Below are 18,771 nucleotides of genomic sequence, written 5' to 3' on the forward strand. Positions count from 1 at the left end.
GTCACTGCGGACTTTCTCTCATCCCCTTTCAATTTCACTTTCTTATAGTCAGCAAAACGGAGACGGCTATGCGTACCGACATCAATCAACAATACCGGACGCTACGTCCACAACTGCTGATGTGCATGATCATCGGGTATGCCGCGTTTTATCTGACGCGCAAAAGCGTTAACTACGTGCTGCCAGCGCTGCAAACGGATCTTGGTCTGGATAAAGGCGATATCGGCCTGCTGGGATCGCTGTTTTATCTCACCTACGGCCTGTCGAAGTTTACCGCCGGACTGTGGCACGACAGCCACGGACAGCGCTGGTTTATGGGCGTTGGCCTGTTCGCCACCGGTCTGTTGAACGTGGTGTTCGCCTTTGGCGAGTCGCTGACGCTGCTGCTGGCGGTCTGGGCGCTGAACGGATTTTTTCAGGGCTGGGGATGGCCACCCTGCGCCCGGCTGCTGACTCACTGGTATTCGCGCAACGAACGCGGCTTCTGGTGGGGCTGCTGGAATATGTCTATCAATATCGGCGGAGCGATTATCCCGCTGATTAGCGCCTTTGCCGCCCACTGGTGGGGCTGGCAGGCGGCGATGCTGGCACCGGGGATTATCAGCATGGCATTAGGCATCTGGTTAACGCTACAGCTGAAAGGAACGCCCCAGGAAGAGGGATTGCCGTCGGTGGGAACCTGGCGTAACGACCCGCTGGAACTGCGTCAGGAGCAGCAAAGCCCACCGATGGGGCTCTGGCAGATGCTACGCACCACGATGCTGAAGAACCCGATGATCTGGCTGCTGGCCATCTCTTACGTGCTGGTCTATCTGATCCGCATCGCGCTTAACGACTGGGGCAACATCTGGCTGACGGAGAGCCACGGCGTAAATCTGCTCAGCGCCAACGCCACGGTGATGCTATTTGAAGCGGGCGGCCTGCTCGGCGCGCTGTTCGCCGGTTGGGGTTCGGATCTGCTGTTCAGCGGCCAGCGGGCACCGATGATTTTGCTGTTCACGCTGGGGCTGATGGTTTCCGTCGCCGCGCTCTGGCTCGCTCCGGTGCATCACTACGCGCTGCTGGCGGTCTGTTTCTTTACGGTGGGCTTCTTCGTTTTTGGCCCGCAAATGCTGATTGGCCTCGCGGCGGTGGAGTGCGGACACAAAGCGGCGGCGGGTTCAATCACCGGTTTTCTCGGCCTGTTCGCCTATCTGGGGGCAGCGCTGGCGGGCTGGCCTCTGTCGCTGGTCATTGAACGCTACGGCTGGTCGGGCATGTTTAGTTTGCTCTCGGTCGCCGCAGTCCTGATGGGTTTATTGCTGATGCCGCTGCTGATGGCGAGCATTACTACCTCTCCTGCTCAAAGGATAAAATAATGAAAAAAACTCTGGTCACTACTCTGATTGCTTCCGGCATTGCGCTGGCGACGTTAAGCGGCGCGGCGCACGCCAAAGGTCGTCTGGTGGTCTACTGCAGCGCCACCAACGAAATGTGTGAAGCCGAAACCAAAGCCTTCGGCGAAAAATATGATGTGAAAACCTCGTTTATTCGCAACGGTTCCGGCAGCACGCTGGCGAAGGTCGATGCCGAGAAGAAAAACCCGCAGGCGGACGTCTGGTACGGCGGTACCCTCGACCCGCAGTCCCAGGCCGGTGAAATGGGCCTGCTGCAACCCTATAAGTCCCCCAATCTTGAGCAGGTGATGGAGCAGTTCCGCGATCCGGCGAAGCTGAAAGGCAACTACACTTCGGCGGTCTACGTCGGCATTCTCGGCTTTGGCGTGAACACCCAGCGCCTGAAAGAGAAAAATCTGCCGGTGCCCAAATGCTGGAAGGACCTGACCAAACCGGAATATAAAGGCGAAATCCAGATTGCCGACCCGCAAAGCTCCGGTACCGCCTACACCGCGCTGGCAACCTTCGCCCAGCTGTGGGGGGACGATCAGGCCTTTGATTACCTGAAGCAGCTCAACGCTAACGTCTCCCAGTACACCAAATCCGGTATTGCCCCGGCGCGTAACGCCGCCCGTGGCGAAACGGCCATTGGTATCGGTTTCCTGCACGACTATTCGCTGGAAAAAGAACAGGGCGCGCCGCTGGAGCTGATCTCTCCGTGCGAAGGTACCGGCTATGAAATTGGCGGCATCAGCATCCTGAAGGGCGCACGCCACCTCGACAACGCCAAACTGTTTGTCGACTGGGCGCTGTCAAAAGAGGCCCAGGAGCTGGCGTGGAAAAAAGGTAAGTCTTATCAGATCCTGACCAACACCACCGCCGAAACCTCACCAAACTCGCTGAAGCTCGACGACCTGAAGCTTATTAACTACGACATGGATAAATACGGTTCTACCGAAGTCCGTAAGCAGCTTATCAATAAGTGGGTTAGCGAAGTGAAGATGGGTAAATAAGCCCACATTTTGCGGTTAATGCCCGGTGGCGCTCACGCTTACCGGGCCTACACACAACACCGGAAAACTTATGTCACACACACTTGCACTCCATCCCGTGAAAAAACGGGATGCGATATTCCTTTGGGTTTTGTTCGGCTGGCTGGCGTTCGCCCTGCTGCCGAGCTGGAGCCTGGATTACGGTCTGCTGGAGTCCACGAGCGATGAAATTCTCGCGGCCTACGGCTGGTCACAGTTCAACATCAGCTGGTTATGGTATTTGCTGCCGAGCCTGCTGCTGATTCGTCCATGGCAGGAAGCCAGGCGCGAGCAGCGCAGCCGTCATTATCTCGACGCTGGCTGGGCGTTCTGCTGTATGGCGTTTATCGTCATCAGCGCCACCGTGGAAGGCCGCGGGTTAGGCTACGCCACCATCGTGCTGTTTGTGGCGCTGGGCGCGATAATGACCCTGGCGCTGACCCGCCTGGAATGGCTGGGCGGCGACCGCTTTGTGATTGGTTCGCTGGTCACCATCGTGGCGTTGATTGGCGTGTTTATCGTCTGGCCGAGCATCGCTATTTTCATCCCGATGTTCACTAACGACGCGGGCGAGTTTGCTCCGCTGGCGTTTATGGCCGTGCTGTCGCAGGCGCATATCGTGCAGGTGATCCTCAACTCCATCGCCCTGTCGATGGCGGTGGGCGTTGGCTGCACCTTCTTTGGTCTGGTACTGGCGATCTACACCACCCGCATCGCCAAACGCAGCGCGATTATTGGCCGCATCTTCTCCATTCTGCCGATTGTGACCCCGCCGTTTGTCGTCGGTCTGGGCGTGACGCTGATGATGGGGCGTTCCGGCTACATTACCGAATTGATGGTCGACTGGTTCGGGCTGACCAACACCAACTGGCTGTACGGGTTTACCGGCATCTGGCTGGCGCAGGTACTGGCGTTCACCCCGATGGCGTTTATGATCCTCGATGGGGCGATTAAGACCATTCATCCGTCACTGGAGGAGGCGTCGTACACCCTGCGCGCCAGCCGCTGGCAGACCTTTAACGGCGTCTTCGTTCCGCTGCTGAAACCGGCGCTGGCGAACGCCTTTTTAATCGTCATCGTCCAGTCGCTGGCCGACTTCAGTAACCCGCTGGTGCTCGGCGGCAACTTTGACGTGCTGGCGACGCAGATCTACTTCTACATCACCGGTTCGCAGCTCGATTATCAGGCGGCGAGCACGCTTGGCGCATTCCTGCTGCTGTTCTCGCTGCTGGTGTTCTGCATTCAGTATATGTGGATCGGCAAGCGCTCTTACGTCACCGTTTCCGGTAAGTCCTACCGTGGCGACGTACAACCACTGCCGGTGACCCTGGTATGGAGCGTGATCGCCATTCTGGCGGTGTGGATCGCCTTTAACGCCCTGCTCTACGGCAGCATTTTCTACGGCAGCTTCACCGTCAACTGGGGCGTGGATTACACCCTGACGCTGGATAACTTTATCAAGCTGTTCGGCCAGGGAATGAGCGACGGGGCATGGCCTTCGCTGCTCGACACCCTGCTGTACGCCGGGATTGCCGCGCCGATCACCGCCGCCTTCGGGTTACTGATCGCGTGGATCGTGGTGCGCCAGCAGTTTAAAGGCAAAAAGACCATCGAGTTCACCACCATGCTGTGCTTCGCGGTACCGGGCACCGTAGCGGGCGTTTCCTATATTCTCGCCTTTAACAGCGCGCCGGTGTACCTCACCGGTACGGCGGCGATTGTGATTATCTCGATGGTGATGCGTAACGTACCGGTGGGCATTCGCGCCGGGATCGCCGGTCTGGGGCAGATCGACAAGTCACTGGACGAAGCGTCGCTTAGCCTGCGCGCCGGTTCTCTGCGCACCATTACGCATATTCTGCTGCCGCTGCTGCGTCCGGCGATCCTCTCGGCGATGATCTACAGCTTTGTGCGCGCCATTACCACCGTCAGCGCCATTGTGTTCCTTGTCACACCGGATACCCGCGTGGCGACGGCTTACATTCTGAACCGCGTGGAAGACGGTGAATACGGCGTGGCGATCGCCTACGGCTCGATTCTGATCGTAGTGATGCTGGCGATTATTTTCATCTTTGACTGGCTGATCGGGGAAGCTCGTATCTCCCGTTCAAAAGCCAAAAACCAGGCGTAATGGAGCGCACTATGAGTCAGAAAAATTTTGTTGAGCTGCGCAACGTCACCAAGCGATTCGGCAGCAATACGGTTATCGATAATATCAATCTCACTATCCCGCAGGGGCAAATGGTAACCCTGCTCGGCCCTTCCGGTTGCGGCAAGACGACCATTCTGCGCCTGGTGGCCGGGCTGGAAAAACCGAGCGAAGGACAGATTTTCATTGATGGCGAAGACGTCACTCATCGCTCTATTCAGCAACGCGATATCTGCATGGTGTTTCAGTCTTACGCCCTGTTCCCGCATATGTCGCTGGGGGATAACGTCGGCTACGGCCTGAAGATGCTTGGCGTGTCGCGCAGCGACGTGAAGACGCGGGTGAAAGAAGCGCTGGCGATGGTGGATCTGGAAGGATTCGAGGACCGCTATGTCGATCAGATCTCCGGCGGCCAGCAGCAGCGCGTGGCGCTGGCGCGCGCTTTGATCCTCAAGCCGAAGGTGCTGCTGTTTGATGAGCCGCTAAGTAACCTCGACGCCAACCTGCGTCGCAGCATGCGCGATAAGATCCGCGAACTGCAAAAGCAGTTTGATATCACCTCGCTGTACGTCACCCACGATCAGAGCGAAGCCTTTGCGGTTTCCGATACCGTGCTGGTGATGAACAAGGGGCATATCATGCAGATCGGATCGCCGCAGGATCTTTACCGTCAGCCCGCGTCGCGCTTTATGGCGAGCTTTATGGGCGATGCCAACCTGTTCCCGGCCGCCTTCAGCGAGGATTTTGTCGATATTTATGGTTATCAGCTGCCAAGACCGCTGCATTTCGCCGTCCAGGGCGAAGGCACCGTCGGCGTGCGTCCGGAGGCGATCACGCTCAGCGATCGCGGCGAAGAGAGCCAGCGCTGCGTAATCCGCCATGTGGCCTATATGGGACCACAGTATGAGGTAACGGTGGAGTGGAACGGGCAGGAGATATTATTGCAGGTCAACGCTACGCGCTTACAGCCAAACGCTGGTGAGCAGTATTACCTCGAAATCCACCCGTACGGGATGTTTGTTTTAGCGGATGCGGGGTGATTGATGCCGGGTGGCGCTTACGCTTACCCGGCCTACGGTTTGTGCAATTTGTAGGCCGGGTAAGGCGGAGCCGCCACCCGGCATTATTCTCAGCGCTGCGCGTTCAGTTCAGCAATATCCTTCGGCGTCGTGCGGCAGCAGCCGCCAATCAGCTTCGCGCCCGCCGCCAGCCACTGGGGTAAATATCCCGCCAGCGTAGCGCACGCTTCGCCGTGATGGTGCCAGGTTTTGGTTACCGGGTCATAGTGTTCGCCTGAATTCGGATAAACCACCAGCGGCAGCGCCGTCAGGCTATGCAGATGCTCCAGCGCGGCAGTAGTATTTTCCAGGGCGATACAGTTAATTCCCAGCGCCACCACCTGCGGGTAGTCTGCCAGCACGGCAACCACTTCCCGCAGCGGCGTGCCATCGCTGAGATGCTGCGCATCGCGCAGGGTAAACGAGAACCATGCCCGCGCGCGCGGATAGGCGGTTAGCAGTTCAGCCAGCGCCTTAATCTCGGCAAAATTCGGCATGGTTTCACAGGCCAGCAGATCGGCCCCGGCGTCGAGCAGCGCTTCTACGCGCGGACGGTGGAACGCCTGAAATGCTTCGTAGCCGCGGACGTAATCGCCGCGATACTCCGAACCATCCGCCAGAAATGCGCCGTACGGCCCAACAGACCCGGCTACCAGCAGCGTGCCCGCCAGCGGGTTTTCGGCAAGATACGCTTCACGCGCTTTGCGGGCCAGCTCTACGCTTTTGCCAATCAGCGCTTTCGACTGAGCTTCGTCCAGCCCACGGGCGGCAAACCCCGCCGGAGTGGCCTGGTAGCTGGCGGTGATCGCCACCTGCGCGCCGGCGCGGAAATAGTCGAGGTGGACTTCGCGAATAAGGTCCGGATTGTCGACCAGCACTTTAGCCGACCACAGGCTATCGGCAAGGTTACAGCCGCGCGCTTCCAGCTCCGTCGCCATTGCGCCGTCCAGCAGGACAAAGGGCTGTACGTCAAGGATGGCGGTTAACGGATTATTCTGCGACATGTTGAGGCTCCTGGGTGAGTTTCCGTGAACGAGTCAGATAATACGCACCATAACACAGTGCCACGAACGGGATCCCGCACCACAGCGCAATCCTCTGACTCGGGTCAAACGCCAGCCCCACGCAGGCCACCAGACACAGAACAAATCCCAGCACCGGCACCAGCGGATACCACGGCGCGCGATAGTGCAGCTCGCTGAGCGCCTTCCCCTGCTGAATGTGGCGACGGCGGAACATAAAATGCGAGGCGCAGATGCTCAGCCATACCGCCACCACCGCAAAACCGGAGATCGCCGACAGCGCGACAAACACCGTGTCCGGTGCAATTACGCTGGAGAACAGCGCCAGCACGCCGCCGAGCATACTCACCGAAATCGCCGTCAACGGTACGCCGTTTTTGGTCAATTTCGTAAAACAGGCCGGTAGCGTTTTTTCATTGGAGAGCGACCACAGCATCCGCCCGGAGGCGTAAAGCCCGGAGTTGGCCGCCGACAGAATCGCCGTCAGGATCACGAAATTAAAGATATCCGCCGCATACGGAATGCCGACTTTTTCAAACACCAGCACAAACGGGCTTTTCTCCACCCCCGCCTGCTGCATCGGGATCAGCGCCGCCAGTACAAACACGGTGCCGATAAAAAAGATAATCAGTCGGGCGATAGTGGTGCGAATAGCCACCGGAATGACTTTATGCGGATTTTCAGTCTCACCCGCCGCAATACCGATAAGCTCGGTGCCGGAGAAGGCAAAATTCACCGCCACCATGGTCATCAGGATCGGCAGGCCGCCGTGCGGGAACCAGCCCTCGGCGGTGATGTTCGAAAGCCCTGGCGCGGGGGAACCATCCTGCATGGGAATAAAGCCGAAGATCGCCGCGCCGCCGAGGATAATAAAAGCGATGATAGTGACCACTTTCACCAGTGAGAACCAGAATTCACCTTCGGCAAAGAAGCGGGTAGAAATCACGTTGAGGGCGAAAATCACCACGCAGAACACCACGCACCACACCCATACCGGCACCTGCGGGAACCAGTACTGCATACAGAATCCGGCGGCGGTAAAGCTGGAACCCAGCGCCACCGTCCACGTTAGCCAGTACAGCCACGCCACGGTATATCCCGTTGCCGGGCCGAGATAACGCGCGGCATAGACGTGAAATGCGCCGGTTTCCGGCATCGCTACGGATAGCTCGCCCAGACACTGCATCACCAGCCACACGACCAGCGCGCCAATCAGGTAGGCCAGCAGCGTCCCCGCCGCCCCGGTGGTGGAGATGATATAGCCGGTATTGAAAAATAGCCCTGTGCCAATAACGCCACCCAGCGACAGCATAATCAGGTGACGAGTTTTCATGGTGCGCTTAAGTTGCCCACCTTGTTGTTGTGTTGTTTGCATATTACCTTCTAAGCGTATGGACATCTAAACATCCAAATGAAGGTTCGTTATACCGTGCCCACCGTAAAATTGCAAAGCTACCAGTCTGATCATCTATAACCAAAATAATTCGAGTTGCAGGAAGGCGGCAAGAGAGCGAGTCCCCAGGAGCTTACTGGAGTAAGCGACTGGGGTGAGCGAGTGCAGCCAACGCACAAGCAACTTGAAGTATGACGGATATATGCATCCGCCCAAATCATCAATGCCGTGTATGGGCAGAATACCGACAAATTGCAAACCGTGATCGCCGCACCCACAAAATCAAAACAATGGTGCTAATTTTACAAAACAACAAACCATAAAAGGATAATTCTATGTCAACCCGCACATTACCTCTGTGGGCCGCCGCTGTAGCTGTCGGCATTTTGCCACTGCATGCCGCGCAGGCCGCCACCTCGGTTAAGTTTCCCGATAAAGTCTGCAACATTACTCAGTACGGCGCTGAGGGCCATCGACTGCAAATCGCGCTCAATACCGACGCGATTCAAAAGGCAATTGATGACTGCGCCGCCGCCGGAGGCGGGACGGTACTGGTGCCGAAAGGTAACTTTCTGACCAACCCGCTGTTCCTGAAGAGCAATATTCAGCTCAAGCTGGAGAAAGACGCGACTTTAGTCGCTTCTACCGAAGTGGCCGCTTACCGTGGCGATGACAAAACTAAATACGCCGAAGCGGAAAATGGCTGGTTGCCGTTTATCAGCATTGCTGATGCGCAAAACGTGGCTATCGTCGGCGAGGGTACCATCGATGGTCAGGGCGCGGTGTGGTGGGAGCGCTGGCGTGAGAATATCCGCGCGACAGGCAAAAAAGGCGGCACCGATCGGCCACGGCTGATTTATATCACCCGTTCCAGCAACGTGCTGATTGACGGCGTGACCCTCACCCATTCCCCCAGCTTCCATGTGGTCACCCGCTACGCGCACGATGTCGATATCAACGGCACGCGCATACTCTCGCCGTGGCATGCGCCGAATACCGACGCCATCGACCCTATCGATAGCCAGAATATCCGCATTACCAATAACTATATCGACTGCAACGACGACCATATCGCCATTAAGGCCGAGAAAGCCGACCCGCGCTTCCCGGACGGCGTGGTGGATAATATCTATATCGCCAATAACACCCTGAAGCAGGGGCGAGGGATCTCCATCGGCAGCGAGAGCGCGGGTGGCGTGAACAACGTGCTGGTGGAAAATAATACCTTTGAAGGTTCGATGTACGGTATCCGCATTAAAAGCCCGCGTGGTAAGGGCGGCGAGGTGAAAAACATCGTTTACCGTAATACCAAAATGCATAACGTCGAAGTCCCGCTGGTCTTCTCTGCCTATTACAAAGCCGCGCCGATTGTGCAGGCCGAAGTCGATAAGCTGCTACAGGCGGGCGGATTTACCCTCGGCGAACAGATCTATCCGCCGGACAGCGATCCGAAACAGCCGTTCGAAAAATACAAAACCCCGCACTTCAGCAATATCACCGTTGAGAACTTAACTTCGACTGGTGCCAGCAAAGCGGCAGCCTACATTATCGGCACTCCGGAAGCGCCGCTGAGCGGTTTCCATTTTACCAACGTCAATATCGAAGCCGCCCACGGCCTGCGCATTCGTAATGCCGAGCTGGAGACCAAAGGGCTTAATCTGCAGGTGAAAGAAGGCCCGGCGATTCAAAAAGACGCGGGGGCCATCGTTCACCAGTAACGCTACATTTGCGGGCAGCTGCACCACGGCGACTCTTCCGCCGGGTGTGGTCTGCCCTTTTTTTGATCGTCACTGGCTTAGAGCCTATCCCAGTAGGCGTAATCGTTGCAGGCAGTTTGGACACGGACAGCGCGCAAGAACCGGAGCGTACACGTAGTACGTGAGGATGATTCGCTCCGCTCACCCTTCGGGCCGCCCTGAAGGGCGTTCAAAACTCGGTGAGTTTTGTCTGAGCACTGCCCAGGGCCAAACTGGCAAATAAGATAGCCCTAATGGGATAGGTTCTTAAACCACAGCGTTTATAAGTGGTATGACCTGGCACTCTCTTTGCAGTCATCTGGATAACATTATCTGGCGAGGCAACGAAAATGACAGAGCAAACCACAACGCTAAAAAGAACGCTCGGCAGTTTCCGCTTATGGGGGATTGCCGTGGGGCTGGTTATTTCCGGGGAGTATTTCGGCTGGAGCTACGGCTGGTCCCAGGCCGGGACGCTGGGCTTTATGATTGTCGCGCTGGCGATTGCCGCCATGTATTGCGCCTTTATTTTTAGCTTTACCGAACTGACCACCGCTATTCCGCATGCAGGCGGGCCTTTTGCCTACGCCTACCGCGCTTTTGGCCCGACCGGCGGCTTTATTGCCGGCTTCGCGACCCTGATTGAGTTTGTCTTTGCCCCGCCCGCCATTGCCATGGCTATCGGCGCCTACCTTAACGTACAGTTTCCGGCGCTGGACCCAAAATGGGTGGCCTGCGGCGCTTACCTCATATTTATGACGCTGAATATTCTCGGCGTCGGGATCGCCGCCACCTTTGAGCTGGTGGTCACCCTGCTGGCCATCTTCGAGCTGCTGGTGTTTATGGGCGTGGTTGCCCCGGGCTTCTCCTGGAGTCACTTTACGGCTAACGGCTGGGCGGGCGCGGAGAGCTTCAGCGGCCTGGCGCTGCCGGGCATGTTTGCCGCGATCCCATTTGCTATCTGGTTCTTTCTGGCGATTGAAGGCGCATCGATGGCCGCCGAAGAGGCTAAAGACCCGCAGCGCACCATTCCCCGAGCGCTGGGCGGCGGCATTCTGACCCTGACCGTACTGGCAATTGGCGTGATGGTCTTTGCCGGGGGCGTCGGCGACTGGCGGACGCTGTCCAATATCAACGACCCGCTGCCGCAGGCGATGAAAATGGTGGTTGGCAACAGCAGCGGCTGGCTGCATATGCTGGTGTGGCTGGGGCTGTTCGGCCTGGTGGCGTCGTTCCACGGGATTATTATGGGCTACTCACGGCAGATTTACTCCCTGGCGCGCGCAGGCTATCTTCCCGCCAGCCTGGCAACGCTGAACCGCCGTACCCGCACGCCGCATCTGGCGATCCTCGCAGGGGGCGTGGTCGGTATCGCCGCCATCTTCTCTGATTCGCTGATCACCATTAGCGGGATGCCGCTGACCGCCTGTATCGTCACGATGTCGGTATTTGGCGCTATTGTTATGTATATCACCTCGATGGCGGCGCTGTTTAAACTGCGCCGCAGCGAGCCGAAGCTGATTCGCCCGTTCCGCGCGCCGCTCTATCCCTGGGCACCGGCCTTTGCCCTGGCGATGGCGGTACTCTGCCTGGTGGCGATGGTCTGGTACAACCCGCTGCTGGCGCTGATTTTCGCCGCCATGATGCTCGGCGGCTATCTGTGGTTTCGCAAGACCGCAGGTGCCCGCGAGCGTGCGGCGGTAGATCCGCAGCTGCGCACGGTATCCTGAGGAGTCGACACATGTATAAAACCACGCTATCGGGCCAGGTATGGCGCTTTGATAGTCTGAAGACACTGATGGCGAAAGCCTCCCCGGCACGTTCCGGCGACGCGCTGGCGGGGGTTATCGCCGAGTCTGCCGAAGAGCGGATGGCGGCAAAAATGGCGCTGGCGGAGGTGCCATTGACGGAAATTCTCGCTAATCCGCTGATTCCCTACGAGCAGGATGAAGTGACCCGGCTGATACTCGATACCCACGACAGCCAGGGCTTCACGGCGATTCGCCATCTGACGGTCGGCGATTTTCGCGACTGGCTGCTCGATGATGCCACCGACGAGGCGGCACTACGCCAGGTCGCAAGGGCGATAACCCCGGAGATGGCGGCGGCGGTCAGCAAGCTGATGCGTAACCAGGATCTGATCCTCGCCGCCAGCAAATGCCGGGTCGTCACGCGTTTTCGCAACACTATTGGCCTGCCGGGGCATCTCAGCGTGCGCCTGCAGCCGAATCACCCCACCGATGATATGAAAGGGATCGCCGCCAGTATGCTCGACGGCCTGCTGTACGGCGCGGGAGATGCAGTGATCGGCATTAACCCGGCCAGCGACAGCCTGCCGGTACTGGCGCAGCTTAACCATATGCTCGACGATATTATTCAGCGCTTCGCTATTCCCACCCAGTCGTGCATTTTGACCCACGTCACCAATACATTACAGCTGATTGAGCGCGGCGCGCCGGTGGATCTGGTGTTTCAGTCGGTGGCCGGGACCGAGGCCGCCAATAGCGGTTTCGGCATTAATCTGGCGCTGCTGCAGGAGGCCCGGGAAGCGGCGCTCAGCCTGAATCGCGGCACGCTCGGCAACAACGTGATGTATTTTGAAACCGGTCAGGGCAGCTGTCTTTCCGCCAATGCCCATCACGGCGTTGATCAGCAGACCTGCGAAGCCCGAGCCTATGCCGTCGCCCGCCATTTTGAGCCGCTGCTGGTCAATACGGTGGTAGGCTTTATCGGCCCGGAATATCTCTACGATGGCAAGCAGATTATCCGCGCCGGGCTGGAAGATCATTTCTGCGGCAAGCTAATGGGGCTGCCTATCGGCTGCGACGTCTGCTACACCAACCATGCCGAAGCGGATCAGGACGACATGGATACCCTGCTGACGCTGCTGTGCACCGCCGGACTGACCTTCCTGATCGGCGTACCGGGGGCTGACGATATTATGCTCAACTATCAAAGCACCTCGTTTCACGATGCCCTCTACGCCCGCCGCCTGCTGGGTTTAAAACATGCGCCGGAGTTTGCCGACTGGCTGGCGAAGATGCAGATTATTGACCGCCACGGCGCGCTGCGTCTGACCGATGCCCGCCATCCGCTACTTTCCGTCCTGCCGCAAGGAGCACCGGTATGAATCCTCCCGACGCCTGGAACCCGCTGCGTGAATTTACCGATGCGCGGATTGCGCTGGGCCGTAGCGGCGCGAGCCTGCCGACCCGAGAAGTGCTCAATTTCGGCCTCGCTCACGCCAGGGCGCGCGACGCCATCCACCAGCCCTTCGCCAGCGAGCAGTTAGAACAGTCGCTGGCGGATTTAGGCCTCTCTTCGCTGACCGTCCACAGCGCCGCCAGCGATCGGCATGTTTATCTGAATCGCCCGGATCTGGGACGACGCCTGAACGATACGAGCCGCGCCGATCTGGCCGCCAGCGGCGTGCGTCCCGCCGACCTGCTAATCGTGGTTGGAGATGGGCTGTCGTCATACGCCGTGCAGCGTCAGGCGCTGCCGCTGATCCGTGCCCTTCTTCCCTATCTGGAAACGCTTGGGTTGAGCCTTGCTCCGGTGGTGCTCGCGCACCAGTCGCGGGTCGCGCTGGGCGATGATATTGGCGAAACGCTGAAGGCCAGAGCGGTAGCGATTCTGATTGGCGAACGGCCGGGGCTCTCTTCGCCGGATAGCCTTGGCGTTTATTTGACCTGGCAGCCACATCGTCAGCGGCTGGAGTCGGAGCGCAACTGTATTTCCAATATTCGCCCGGAGGGGCTGAGCTATGATGCCGCCGCATTTAAGCTGGCCTGGCTGCTGGAGCAGGCCTTTTTACGACGGCTAACCGGGGTGCGCCTGAAAGATGAAAGCGATAATCCGGCGCTGCATGGAAAAATAAAACCTTTGAGCCATCTGGAATAATCATTAACGCGAGTAACGGGATAGCTTTTTAATATTAATTGGGGCACCTGAATATTATATTCAGGTGCGCGCTGCAATTACGGGTTTTCCAGGCCGGGTAAGCCGTCAGCCGCCACCCGGAAAATTGCGTTCACCGTACCAAAAACAGAGTTTCCATCAGCCTTATGCCTTTTCCTACAGGTAATAAGAATATTGCATGAGTAAAAATGAAACGGACGTTGTAAGGTAATTCTGCGCATTAAATATATCTCGTTATCTATTCAAAACAACAGCCAATAATTCGCCAACTCATGTGGTGGGTTATTTCTCAATGTTATGCAGTCATTGATGGTTAAGCATAAATAATCGATTGACCGACGGTGAGGTAGCAATGAAAAAGTTTTCCGGAAAAGCGTCTTTAATGGCCACGCTGGTTGCCGCATTGGTCGGTGCAAATAGCGTGCAGGCGGCTGAAATTAAAATCGGCGTTGTATTACCGCTGAGCGGCGCGCTGAGCGGCTACGGGCAGCCATCACAAAAAGGGCTGGATATTATTCAGAGCATTACCCCGACATTAAAAAATGGCGATACCGTTAAGCTTATTGTGATTGACGATAAGAGCGACAAGGTCGAAGCCGCTAACGCTATGCAGCGCCTGGTTTCCAGCGATAAAGTCGACGCGGTGATCGGCGAAGTCACCTCCTCCAATACCCTGGCGATGACCAAAATCGCCGACGACAGCAAAACGCCGCTGGTCTCCTCGACCGCCACCAACGACCGCGTCACCCGCAACCACCCTTACGTTAGCCGGGTCTGCTTCTCCGACAGCTTCCAGGGCGTGGTTGGCGCAAACCTCGCCTCCCGCGACCTGAAAGCCAAAACCGCCGCCATCGTCTTCGACAGCAGCAACGACTACTCCGTCGGCCTGGCAAAGGCCTTCCGCACTCAGTTCCTGAAAAACGGCGGCACCATCCCTATCGAAGTTCAGGCCCCCGGCGGCAGCAAAGACTTTAAAGCCCAGTTGGCCAGCGTGAAGGCGAAGAACGTCGACATGATTTATATGCCGATTTACTACACCGAAGGGGCGCTTATCGCCGTGCAGGCGAAACAGTTGGGGCTGAGCAAACCGGTGGTCGGCGGCGACGGTCTGGCGGCGGACCAGGTCTTTTTTGACGTCGGCAAAGATGCGGTTAACGGCTATATGACCACCGATTACTACTCGCCGAACGCCAAAGAGCAAACGCCAGCGGGCGAGGTGTTTATCAAAGCCTGGGAAGCGAAATATCAGCAGCCGACCCATACCTGGGGCGCAATGGCGGCGGATGCGTATAACGTCATTATCAACGCCATGAACCAGTGCAGCGACCCGCACGACCGGGTTTGTGTTAACGAAAAAATTCGCGCCACCAAGGACTTCCAGGGCGTGACCGGCACTCTGACGTTGCAAAACGGCGACGCTATCCGCAGCGCGGTCATCAACGAAGTGAAAGATGGCAAGCTGGCGTTCCGTACCGTGGTCAATCCTTAATCCCGTCATACTTCAAGTTGCATGTGCGTTGGTTGTAACTCGAATTATTTAGGGTAGATAAGAGAGATATCAGATGGATGGTGCCATTTTTCTCCAGCAAGTAGTCAATGGAATGAGCCTCGGGGGCATGTACGCCCTGATTGCCATCGGCTATACGATGGTTTATGGGGTGCTGCGCCTGATCAACTTCGCCCATGCGGACGTGATGATGGTCGGGGCGTTTACCACCCTGTTTTTATTTTCTTCTATTGGGCTACCCTTCGGGGTAGCCGTTTTCCTGACCCTCGCGCTGTGCGGCCTGTTCGGAATGCTTATCGACCGGGTGGCCTACCGCCCGCTGCGCCAGGCATCAAAAATCTCGATGCTGATCACCGCCATCGGCGTCAGCTTCTTCCTCGAAAACCTGTTCAACGTGCTGTTTGGCGGCAGCTCGCGCTTCTTCGCCGCGCCCGAATTCTTCAACAACACCCGCGCCTTTGGCGACGTCATTATCACCAACGTGGCGTGGATCGTACCGCTGATTACCGTTCTGCTGCTGCTGGCGATCCTCTGGCTGCTGTACCGCACTCGCTACGGGATGGCGATCCGCGCGGTGGCTTTCGACGTCAATACCGTGCGTCTGATGGGCATCGACGCCAACCGTATTATCTCGCTGGTGTTCGCTCTCGGCAGCAGCCTCGCGGCGCTGGGCGGAGTGTTCTACTCGATTAGCTATCCGACCATCGACCCGCTGATGGGCGTGCTGATTGGCCTGAAAGCCTTCGCCGCCGCGGTGCTTGGCGGGATAGGCAGCGTCACCGGCGCGGTATTAGGCGGTTTTATTCTCGGTTTTACCGAAGTGGTCGCGGTTGCGCTATTCCCCGAACTGGGCGGCTACAAAGACGCCTTCGCCTTTATGTTCTTGATTCTGGTCCTCTTATTCCGCCCGGTTGGCATTATGGGCGATGAACGTCTGGAAAGGAGCCGTTTCTGATGCTCAACGCGACAACGACCGCCGGAGCGCAGCTGCGCAACCTGGTCATTATTGTTATCTGCATTGCGCTGCTGGCCGGGATTAACGTGGTCTTCAACGACTATATTATTCGCGTCATCAGCACCATTTTTGTCTTTATGATCCTCGCGGTCAGCTACAACCTGATTAACGGCGTCACCGGCCAGCTGTCGCTGGAGCCCAACGGCTTTGTGGCGGTCGGCGCTTACGTCACCGCTTTATTGATTCTCTCTAACGACAGCAAGCTGGATATGTTTGAGATGGCCGCCCCCAGCCCGTGGATCCTCGTGCTGCACGCCAGTTTCCTGCCCGCGTTGCTTATCAGCGGCATGTGCGCGGCGGCGCTGGCGGTGTGCCTTGCCTTGCCGGTATTCCGCGTACGCGGCGACTACCTGGCGATCGTCACTCTCGGCTTCGGCTTTATTATTAAAATCCTCGCCATTAACAATCCGCAGATCACCAACGGCGCGATTGGCCTCAACGACATCCCCCAGCAACCGCATCTGCTGTTCTGGTGCGGACTGTTCGCCCTGCTGGCGACCGGGATGATTTTGCAGCTGGTGTGGTCGAAATACGGGCGAATGATGAAAGCCGTGCGCGACGATGAAGACGCCGCCATCGCCATGGGGGTAAACACGTTTCGGATTAAAACCTGTGCTTTCGCCACCAGCGCATTCTTTGAAGGGATCGGCGGCGGCCTGCTGGCATCGCTGCTGACCACCATATCGCCGAACCTGTTCGACTTTATGCTCACCTTCCAGCTGCTGATTATTATCGTGCTCGGCGGCCTGGGCAGCACCACCGGCGCGCTGCTCGGTACCGTGCTGGTGGTCGGCAGCGGCGAGTGGCTGCGCTTTCTCGACCAGCCGCTCCAGTTCTTCGGTCACGATCTCGGGGCGTATCCGGGACTGCGAATGGTAGTGTTCTCGCTGCTGCTGCTGATCATCATGCTGTTCGCCCGCGAAGGTTTGCTGGGCAAAAAAGAGATTTGGCAAGTGGGTAAAAGGGGCCGTGGCTATGGCGCAAAATAAGGTCATTTTGCAGGTACAGGACGTCACCATGCAGTTCGGTGGGCTGCGGGCCATCGACAACGTCAGTTTCCACGTCGACGAGGCGGAAATTTTTGGCCTGATTGGCCCCAACGGCGCGGGTAAAACCACCATGTTCAACGTTATTACCGCCAACTATAAACCGACCAGCGGCAGCGTGACCCTGGCGGGAAAATCGTTGAAAGGGTTGAAGCCGAACCGGGTGGTCAACGCTGGGATCGCCCGCACCTTTCAGAATATCCGCCTGTTTAACTCGATGACAGTATTAGAAAACGTGATGGTCGGCCTTGATAGCGCCAGCCGCTATTCACTGCTGGAAGCGGCGCTGCATATCGGCCGCTATTTCCCCGCTGAACGAGCGGCGAAGGCCAGGGCGATGGCGATTCTGGACGATATCGGCATCGCCCATTTCGCCGATATGCAGGCCACTAACCTCAGCTACGGCAACCAGCGTAAGGTCGAGATCGCCCGTGCGCTGGCGACGTCGCCTAAATTATTGCTGCTCGACGAACCCGCCGCCGGGATGAACCCGAAAGAGACGGAAGATCTGGCGGATCTGATCTTCCGTATGCGTGACGACTACCAGCTCAGCGTGCTGTTGATTGAGCACGACATGCCGTTCGTCAACAAGCTGTGCGAGCGGGTGATGGTGCTGGAGTACGGCAAACCGCTGTTCAGCGGCCTGATGTCCGAAGCCATTGAGGATCCGGCGGTGATTTCCGCTTACCTGGGGGACGTCCGTTATGCTTAGCGCGCGCGAGTTAAAAGTGTTTTACGGTGTGATTCAGGGACTGAAAGGCGTTGATATTGATATCAACGACCGGGAGATCGTGACCTTAATTGGCAGCAACGGCGCGGGCAAAACCTCAACCCTCAACGGTATCGTCAATCTGGTGCGTTCCACAGGGCGGGTGAAGTTTCTCAACGAGGATATTTCCCGCAGCCAGACGCACCAGATTGTGCGTCGGGGGCTGGCGCTGGTCCCCGAAGGGCGGCGCATCTTTACTAACCTGACTATCGAAGAAAATCTGCGCATGGGGGCTTACAACAATCTCGCCGGATTTACCCGGCTGCGCGATCGGATGTACAGCCTGTTTCCCCGGCTCAAAGAGCGGCGTAATCAGATGGCGGGCACCATGAGCGGCGGCGAGCAGCAGATGCTGGCTATCGCCAGAGCGTTAATGAGCGAACCGGTTTTACTGATGCTTGATGAGCCAAGCCTCGGGCTGGCGCCGAAAATTGTCGGTGAGCTGTTCGCGACGATTAAGCAGTTGCGGGAGGAGAATATTACCGTGCTGCTGGTAGAGCAGAACGCCACGGCGGCGTTGACTATCGCCGATCGCGCCTATGTGCTGGAGAATGGGAAGATTATGCTCTCCGGCCCGGCCCCGGAGGTGCTGGCGAATCCGGAAATTAAGCGGATGTATCTCGGCGGTTAATACGAAAAACAAAGCTGTTCATGGCTGCGGCATCGCTTCCTGCGTCGCCGCAACCGCAAACAGCCTCTCGCTACACAAAGCACACCTCATTCCAGTAGGCTTCACGCGTCCTGCGCC

The 18,771-nt window shown here is 57.6% G+C and carries 15 protein-coding genes and 1 pseudogene; 13 read left to right on the plus strand and 3 right to left on the minus strand.

Features of this window, described 5'->3' with window-relative positions:
* Nucleotides 1–68 precede the first annotated feature (68 nt).
* From uhpC to fbpC, 4 genes are all read left to right on the plus strand, one after another.
* Nucleotides 69–1,358, plus strand: coding sequence for an MFS transporter family glucose-6-phosphate receptor UhpC (gene uhpC, locus ACMYSL_RS22765; RefSeq protein ID WP_182236637.1), 1,290 nt, complete (start codon nucleotides 69–71; stop codon nucleotides 1,356–1,358).
* Complete coding sequence (locus ACMYSL_RS22770; RefSeq protein ID WP_434660006.1) at nucleotides 1,358–2,389, plus strand: ABC transporter substrate-binding protein; 1,032 nt, start codon at nucleotides 1,358–1,360, stop codon at nucleotides 2,387–2,389. The genes uhpC and ACMYSL_RS22770 overlap by 1 nt, the downstream gene beginning before the upstream one ends.
* Nucleotides 2,390–2,459: 70 nt before the next feature.
* Nucleotides 2,460–4,538 carry an ABC transporter permease gene (locus ACMYSL_RS22775; RefSeq protein ID WP_434660007.1) on the plus strand — a complete coding sequence of 693 codons (2,079 nt, stop codon included), beginning with the start codon at nucleotides 2,460–2,462 and terminating at the stop codon, nucleotides 4,536–4,538.
* Nucleotides 4,539–4,549: 11 nt separating this feature from the next.
* The gene (gene fbpC / locus ACMYSL_RS22780) at nucleotides 4,550–5,596 is read left to right on the plus strand and encodes a ferric ABC transporter ATP-binding protein (protein ID WP_434660008.1); all 1,047 of its coding nucleotides are present in this window, start codon (nucleotides 4,550–4,552) and stop codon (nucleotides 5,594–5,596) included.
* An 89-nt stretch (nucleotides 5,597–5,685) separates the two neighbouring features.
* Here fbpC and mmuM read toward each other — a convergent pair whose 3' ends face one another.
* Together mmuM and mmuP are read right to left on the minus strand one after the other, a co-directional pair.
* The gene (mmuM, locus tag ACMYSL_RS22785; protein WP_434660009.1) at nucleotides 5,686–6,618 is read right to left on the minus strand and encodes a homocysteine S-methyltransferase; all 933 of its coding nucleotides are present in this window, start codon (nucleotides 6,616–6,618) and stop codon (nucleotides 5,686–5,688) included.
* Nucleotides 6,605–8,011 carry an S-methylmethionine permease gene (gene mmuP, locus ACMYSL_RS22790; RefSeq protein WP_182236627.1) on the minus strand — a complete coding sequence of 469 codons (1,407 nt, stop codon included), beginning with the start codon at nucleotides 8,009–8,011 and terminating at the stop codon, nucleotides 6,605–6,607. The genes mmuM and mmuP overlap by 14 nt, the downstream gene beginning before the upstream one ends.
* A 353-nt stretch (nucleotides 8,012–8,364) precedes the next feature.
* On the opposite strand from mmuP, the gene ACMYSL_RS22795 reads away from it, so the two are divergent.
* The 4 genes from ACMYSL_RS22795 to eutC all read left to right on the plus strand — a co-directional run bounded on the left by ACMYSL_RS22795 (nucleotide 8,365) and on the right by eutC (nucleotide 13,668).
* Nucleotides 8,365–9,747 (plus strand): glycoside hydrolase family 28 protein, encoded by a 1,383-nt coding sequence (locus ACMYSL_RS22795; protein ID WP_434660010.1) that lies wholly within the window; start codon nucleotides 8,365–8,367, stop codon nucleotides 9,745–9,747.
* A gap of 368 nt (nucleotides 9,748–10,115) precedes the next feature.
* Nucleotides 10,116–11,495 carry an ethanolamine permease gene (gene eat / locus ACMYSL_RS22800; RefSeq protein ID WP_434660011.1) on the plus strand — a complete coding sequence of 460 codons (1,380 nt, stop codon included), beginning with the start codon at nucleotides 10,116–10,118 and terminating at the stop codon, nucleotides 11,493–11,495.
* Nucleotides 11,496–11,506: 11 nt separating this feature from the next.
* Nucleotides 11,507–12,895: an ethanolamine ammonia-lyase subunit EutB gene (locus tag ACMYSL_RS22805; protein ID WP_434660012.1), complete on the plus strand. Its 1,389-nt coding sequence runs from the start codon at nucleotides 11,507–11,509 to the stop codon at nucleotides 12,893–12,895.
* Nucleotides 12,892–13,668, plus strand: coding sequence for an ethanolamine ammonia-lyase subunit EutC (gene eutC, locus ACMYSL_RS22810; protein ID WP_434660013.1), 777 nt, complete (start codon nucleotides 12,892–12,894; stop codon nucleotides 13,666–13,668). Before ACMYSL_RS22805 ends, eutC begins: the two co-directional genes overlap by 4 nt.
* A 260-nt stretch (nucleotides 13,669–13,928) precedes the next feature.
* On the opposite strand, the pseudogene ACMYSL_RS22815 reads toward eutC, so the two are convergent.
* Nucleotides 13,929–14,076: pseudogene (locus tag ACMYSL_RS22815) on the minus strand (hypothetical protein).
* Here ACMYSL_RS22815 and ACMYSL_RS22820 point away from each other — a divergent pair.
* The 5 genes from ACMYSL_RS22820 to ACMYSL_RS22840 all read left to right on the plus strand — a co-directional run bounded on the left by ACMYSL_RS22820 (nucleotide 14,069) and on the right by ACMYSL_RS22840 (nucleotide 18,654).
* On the plus strand, nucleotides 14,069–15,175 hold the full coding sequence (locus ACMYSL_RS22820; protein ID WP_287860292.1) for an ABC transporter substrate-binding protein: 1,107 nt from the start codon (nucleotides 14,069–14,071) through the stop codon (nucleotides 15,173–15,175). The pseudogene ACMYSL_RS22815 and the gene ACMYSL_RS22820 overlap by 8 nt on opposite strands.
* A 73-nt stretch (nucleotides 15,176–15,248) precedes the next feature.
* Nucleotides 15,249–16,148 (plus strand): branched-chain amino acid ABC transporter permease, encoded by a 900-nt coding sequence (locus ACMYSL_RS22825; protein ID WP_112214060.1) that lies wholly within the window; start codon nucleotides 15,249–15,251, stop codon nucleotides 16,146–16,148.
* Nucleotides 16,148–17,197 carry a branched-chain amino acid ABC transporter permease gene (locus tag ACMYSL_RS22830; RefSeq protein WP_434660014.1) on the plus strand — a complete coding sequence of 350 codons (1,050 nt, stop codon included), beginning with the start codon at nucleotides 16,148–16,150 and terminating at the stop codon, nucleotides 17,195–17,197. Before ACMYSL_RS22825 ends, ACMYSL_RS22830 begins: the two co-directional genes overlap by 1 nt.
* Nucleotides 17,184–17,966 carry an ABC transporter ATP-binding protein gene (locus tag ACMYSL_RS22835; protein WP_434660015.1) on the plus strand — a complete coding sequence of 261 codons (783 nt, stop codon included), beginning with the start codon at nucleotides 17,184–17,186 and terminating at the stop codon, nucleotides 17,964–17,966. The genes ACMYSL_RS22830 and ACMYSL_RS22835 overlap by 14 nt, the downstream gene beginning before the upstream one ends.
* The gene (locus ACMYSL_RS22840; protein ID WP_182236609.1) at nucleotides 17,959–18,654 is read left to right on the plus strand and encodes an ABC transporter ATP-binding protein; all 696 of its coding nucleotides are present in this window, start codon (nucleotides 17,959–17,961) and stop codon (nucleotides 18,652–18,654) included. The genes ACMYSL_RS22835 and ACMYSL_RS22840 overlap by 8 nt, the downstream gene beginning before the upstream one ends.
* Nucleotides 18,655–18,771: the final 117 nt, after the last annotated feature.

Origin of the sequence: Klebsiella sp. MISC125, from assembly GCF_051131775.1 — a bacterium.
In the GTDB taxonomy this organism is placed as follows: Bacteria; Pseudomonadota; Gammaproteobacteria; order Enterobacterales; family Enterobacteriaceae; genus Klebsiella.